Here is a 5,379-nt window from a genome sequence, read left to right on the forward strand (position 1 = left end):
AGACGATCATGCCGATGGTCGCCCACGTGAGGTACGGGAAGAGCCACATCCGGACCAGGAGGCGCTCCGGCATCTCGCGCAGGATGATGCCGCGCATCTTCAGCTGGGTGATGCAGATGACCAGCCAGACGAAGAGGGCGACGGCGCCGGAGGCGTTCAGCAGGAACTTGAAGACCGTGTCGGGCCACACGTAGTTGAAGATGACCGACAGGAAGCCGAAGACGACCGAGCCCAGGATCGCGGCGCGGGGGACGCCGTTGCCGCTGGTGCGGGCGAAGGCCTTCGGGGCGTCGCCGCGCCGGCCGAGGGAGAAGGCCATGCGGGAGGCGGTGTAGAGGCCCGAGTTCAGGCAGGAGAGCACGGCCGTCAGCACGATGACGTTCATGATCTGGCCGGCGTGCGGGATGCCGATCGAGTCGAGCGCCGCGACGTAGCTGCCCTTGTCGGCGATCTCCTTGGAGTCCCACGGGAGCAGGGAGACCACGACGAGGATCGAGCCCAGGTAGAAGACGCCGATCCGCCAGATGACGCTGTTGGTGGCCTTGGTGACCGCGCGCTGCGGGTCCTCGGACTCACCGGCGGCCAGGGTGACGATCTCGCTGCCCATGAAGGAGAAGACGACCATCAGCACACCGGTGAGGATGGCGCCCGGACCGTTCGGCAGGAAGCCGCCGTGCGAGGTGAGCAGGTCGAAGCCCTGGCCCGGGTTGTCGGAGCCGGGGAGCACGCCGAAGACCGCGAGCAGGCCGATGACGACGAAGCCGGCGATCGCGACGACCTTGATGCCCGCGAACCAGAACTCGAACTCGCCGTAGGAGCTGACCGAGGCCAGGTTGGTCGCGGTGAGGACCAGCATGACGATCAGGGCCCAGCCCCACTGCGGCACGCCCGGCACCCAGCCGTGCAGGATCTTGGCACCGGCGGTCGCCTCGACCGCGAGGACGACGACCCAGAAGAACCAGTACAGCCAGCCGATGGTGAAACCGGCCCAGCGGCCGAGCGCCCGGTCCGCGTAGGCGGAGAAGGAGCCGGAGGTCGGGTTGGCGGCGGCCATCTCGCCGAGCATCCGCATGACGAAGACGACCATGGCGCCGACGAGGGCGTACGAGATCAGGATGCCGGGGCCGGCGGCGGCGATGCCGGACGCGGAACCCACGAAGAGGCCGGCGCCGATGACACCGCCAATGGCGATCATGGACAGGTGCCGGTTCTTGAGGCCGGCCTTGAGGCCGTCCCCGCCCGACGCGGGGGCCTGACCGGGGTCGCCGGCCTTCGGCGCCTTCGTGGTCGGCGGTGTCGCACTCATGTGCACGTTCCTTCGGGTTGTTCCTTTGGTTCTCGGGTTACGAGCCACCGCATTAGAACTTTTTAAAGGTGTCTTTCGGAAGAGCTGAATCCGTATCGTTGTCTTTACGCTTTGTTATCGCGCGTGTGCGAAAACGACCGGCGGGCCGGAGTCGGCCCTGTGACGGATCATGGTTCCGCCCGTGCCACACTCGGATCCATGCGTGTCTACCTCGGCTCCGACCATGCCGGTTACGAACTCAAGAACCATCTCGTGGAGTGGCTCACGGCACACGGCCACGAGCCCATCGACTGCGGTCCCCACATCTACGACGCCCAGGACGACTACCCCCCGTTCTGCCTGCGCGCCGCGGAGAAGACCGCTGCGGACCCGGACAGCCTCGGCATCGTGATCGGCGGCTCCGGCAACGGCGAGCAGATCGCCGCGAACAAGGTCAAGGGCGTCCGTGCGGCCCTGGCGTGGAGCGAGCAGACGGCCGCGCTCGGCCGTGAGCACAACAACGCCAACGTGATCTCCATCGGCGGCCGGATGCACACGGTCGAGGAGTCGACGAAGTTCGTCGAGATCTTCCTCTCCACGCCGTACTCGGGCGAGGAGCGCCACACGCGCCGCATCGAGATGCTGAGCCGCTACGAGACGACGGGCGAGCTGCCGCCGATCCCGGCCCACCACCCGCAGCAGGGCTGACCCCTTCCTCCGCCCACCCGTTACGGACGACGGGTGGGCGAGTGGGGGAAAGAGGACGGGCCACCGGCCCGCAGTCGAAGGAGAACCCGCCGTGCCAGAGGGGCACACGATCCACCGCCTCGCCGCGGACCACCGCGCCATGTTCGCGGGCGAAACGGTGCGGGCGACCAGCCCGCAGGGCAAGTTCTCCGACAGCGCCGCCCTCATCGACGGCCACGTCATGGAAACGGCGGAAGCCCACGGCAAGCACCTCTTCCTCGGCTTCGGCGAAGACGAGTGGGTCCACATCCACCTCGGTCTCTTCGGCAAGTACACCCTCGGCGACACGGCCCCGCCCCCGACCGAGACCGTCCGTCTGCGCCTCGCCACCCCCACCGCGTTCGCGGATCTGCGCGGGCCCACCGCCTGCGAACTGATCACCGGCGGGGAGAAGCAGGCGATACACGACCGGCTCGGCCCCGACCCGCTGCGTCCCGGTGACGGGCCCGACCGCGCATGGACGCGGGTCTCGCGGAGCCGCAGCAGCGTCGCCGCGCTGCTGATGGACCAGAAGGTCATCGCCGGCGTGGGCAACGTCTACCGCGCCGAGGTCCTCTTCCGGCACGGCATCGACCCGTACCGGGCGGGCCGCGATCTCACCCGCCGCGAGTGGGACGCGATCTGGGCCGATCTCGTCGTGTTGATGCACGACGGCGTGCGCGACAACCGGATCGACACCGTGCGCCCCGAGCACACGCCGGAGGCGATGGGGCGCCCGCCACGCGTGGACGACCACGGCGGCGAGGTGTACGTCTACCGGCGGGCCGCGATGCCGTGCCACATCTGCGGAGACGAGATCCGCACGGCCGGGCTGGCGGCCCGCAACCTCTTCTGGTGCCCCACCTGCCAACGCGCCTAACCCGCCCGGCGAGGGCAACCGGTATCCGCCATACCGCCGCTCAAGCGAACGAATCTCGCATAAGGTTGCTCATCGGGTGCCGGTCCGGTGCCCGCGCGGCAGCCGTGTCGGCGCGGCGTGAATCGACGCACCGCCGAATGGGTGGATAGGGTCCCGATGCAATGACTGGCGGTGCGGAGACCCCGACGGCCCGGATGCGCAAAGCACTGCACCGGGTCCGCACGAGTGTGCGCAAGGCCGGTGTCGACTACTTCCGCGGCGACGGCTCGGACTGGCTGGCCTTCACCGCACTGCTGCTGACGATTCCGGCCCTTGCCATGGGAACGATCGCGCAGCCGGAATGGTGCGCTCCCGCCGCGCTCGTCCTGCCGATCGTGGCAGGCGGACTGCTCCTGCGTCCCTCCAGCCTCCTGGGTCTCTACGCGGCGGCGGCCGGCGCGCTCATCGTCGAGTCGGCGGTGCTCGACCCCGTCGCGTACGGCGCGGACCGCGTCACGCCCGGCACGATCCTGGTCGTGGCCGCGGTCGGGCTGCTCGGGCTGCTCATCGCGCAGTTCCGCAGCCGCGTCGGCGTGCCGTGGCGGCGGGGCGGCACGATGCTGTTCGATCTGCGCGAGCGCATCCGGGTCCAGAGCAAACTGCCCAAACTGCCGCGCGGCTGGCACCGCGAGATGGCTCTGCGGCCGGCCGGCGGGCAGTCCTTCTCGGGCGACTTCGTCGTCGCGGCCCGCACCAACGGCGGGCGCACCCTGGAGGTCGTCCTCACCGACGTCTCCGGCAAGGGCATGGACGCCGCCTCCCGCGCCCTCCTCCTCTCCGGCGCCTTCGGCGGCCTCCTCGGCTCCCTCCCGCCCCACGAGTTCCTCCGCGCCGCCAACGGTTATCTGCTGCGCCAGGACTGGGACGAGGGCTTCGCGACCTCCATCCACCTCGTCCTCGACCTCGACAGCGGCGACTACGAGCTCTTCTCCGCCGGCCACCTCCCCGCGCTCCAGCTCAGCGCCGGCTCCGGCCGCTGGCAGGAGAAGGACGCCGACGGCCCGCTCCTCGGCGTCTACGACGGCGCCCGCTTCGACCCCGTCAAGGGCACCCTGCGCCCCGGCGACGTCCTGATGCTCTTCACCGACGGCCTGGTCGAGACCAGCGAGCGCGAACTGACGGAGGGCATGGACCGCCTCACGGGCGAGGCCGACCGCTACGTCACCTGCGGCTTCCACGGCGCCGCCTGGCACCTGATCGAGGCGGTCGCCAAGGACGTCAACGACGACCGCGCACTGCTGCTGATCTGCCGCGACTAGCCGCCGGAGGCCCCGCGGGACCGTCAGCGACGCGCCCGTCACCCCGCGTGCCATGATTCCCCGTGTTCGACCTACGCGACGAAGACGAGGGAGCCGTTTCGTGCCCGGTGAGAATCTGACCCGTGAGGAAGCCCGTCGGCGGGCGCGGCTGCTGAGCGTCGAGGGCTATGACGTCGCGCTGGACGTGCGGTCGGCCGTCGGGGCCGGGGACGAGCCGCGGACCTTCCGCTCGGTGACCACCCTTCGCTTCCGCTGCGCCGAGCCCGGCGCCGCGACGTTCGCGGATCTGCTGGCGCCTTCGGTCACGTCCGTGACGCTCAACGGCCGGGCGCTGGACCCGGCGGTCGTCTTCGACGGGTCGCGGATCGCGCTGGAGGGGCTGGCGGCGGAGAACGAGCTGGTCGTGGACGCCCAGTGCGCCTACAGCCGGACGGGCGAGGGGCTGCACCGGTTCGTCGACCCCGAGGACGGCGAGGTCTACCTCTACACGCAGTACGAGCCGGCCGACGCGCGGCGCGTGTTCGCCAACTTCGAGCAGCCGGACCTCAAGGCCCCGTTCACTTTCTCGGTGACCGCGCCGGCCGACTGGACCGTGCTGAGCAACGGCGCGGAACGGGAGCGGACCGGGCCGGCGGACGGGGACGCCCTCGCGGCGACGTGGCGGTTCGAGCCGACCAAGCCGATCTCGACGTACATCACGGCGGTCGTCGCCGGCCCGTACCACGTCGAGCGCGACCACTACAGCCGTACGCTCCCCGACGGCGGCGTGCTGGAGATCCCGCTCGGCGCGCTGTGCCGCAAGGGCCTGGCCCGGCACTTCGACGCCGGGGACATCTTCGAGGTCACCAAGCAGGGCCTGGACTTCTTCCACGACCACTTCGACTACCCGTACCCCTTCGGCAAGTACGACCAGGCGTTCGTGCCGGAGTACAACCTGGGCGCGATGGAGAACCCCGGCTGCGTGACGTTCCGCGAGGAGTACGTCTTCCGCGGCAAGGTGACGCGGGCGGCGTACGAGCGGCGCGCCAACATCGTGCTGCACGAGATGGCGCACATGTGGTTCGGCGACCTGGTGACCATGGAGTGGTGGGACGACCTGTGGCTCAAGGAGTCGTTCGCCGACTTCATGGGCTCCTTCTCGCAGGTGGAGGCGACCCGCTTCGACAACGCCTGGGTGACCTTCGCCAACC

Annotated in this window: 5 protein-coding genes; 4 read left to right on the plus strand and 1 reads right to left on the minus strand. The window is 70.0% G+C overall.

Annotated elements, in window-relative coordinates; genetic code table 11:
• Nucleotides 1–1,306, minus strand: a 1,306-nt coding sequence (locus AB0K09_RS29340) for an amino acid permease (RefSeq protein ID WP_366068440.1), incomplete at its 3' end; no start/stop codon positions are given.
• A 198-nt stretch (nt 1,307–1,504) separates the two neighbouring features.
• Here AB0K09_RS29340 and AB0K09_RS29345 point away from each other — a divergent pair.
• The 4 genes from AB0K09_RS29345 to AB0K09_RS29360 form a co-directional block, all read left to right on the plus strand.
• Nucleotides 1,505–1,993, plus strand: coding sequence for a ribose-5-phosphate isomerase (locus AB0K09_RS29345; protein WP_366068441.1), 489 nt, complete (start codon nt 1,505–1,507; stop codon nt 1,991–1,993).
• A gap of 91 nt (nt 1,994–2,084) precedes the next feature.
• Complete coding sequence (locus AB0K09_RS29350; RefSeq protein ID WP_366068442.1) at nt 2,085–2,891, plus strand: DNA-formamidopyrimidine glycosylase family protein; 807 nt, start codon at nt 2,085–2,087, stop codon at nt 2,889–2,891.
• Nucleotides 2,892–3,052: 161 nt separating this feature from the next.
• Nucleotides 3,053–4,189, plus strand: coding sequence for a PP2C family protein-serine/threonine phosphatase (locus AB0K09_RS29355; RefSeq protein ID WP_366068443.1), 1,137 nt, complete (start codon nt 3,053–3,055; stop codon nt 4,187–4,189).
• A gap of 100 nt (nt 4,190–4,289) precedes the next feature.
• On the plus strand, nt 4,290–5,379 hold a 1,090-nt coding region (locus AB0K09_RS29360; protein ID WP_366068444.1), incomplete at its 3' end, for a M1 family aminopeptidase.

The sequence above is a fragment of the Streptomyces sp. NPDC049577 genome (assembly GCF_040675635.1).
In the GTDB taxonomy this organism is placed as follows: domain Bacteria; phylum Actinomycetota; class Actinomycetes; order Streptomycetales; family Streptomycetaceae; genus Streptomyces.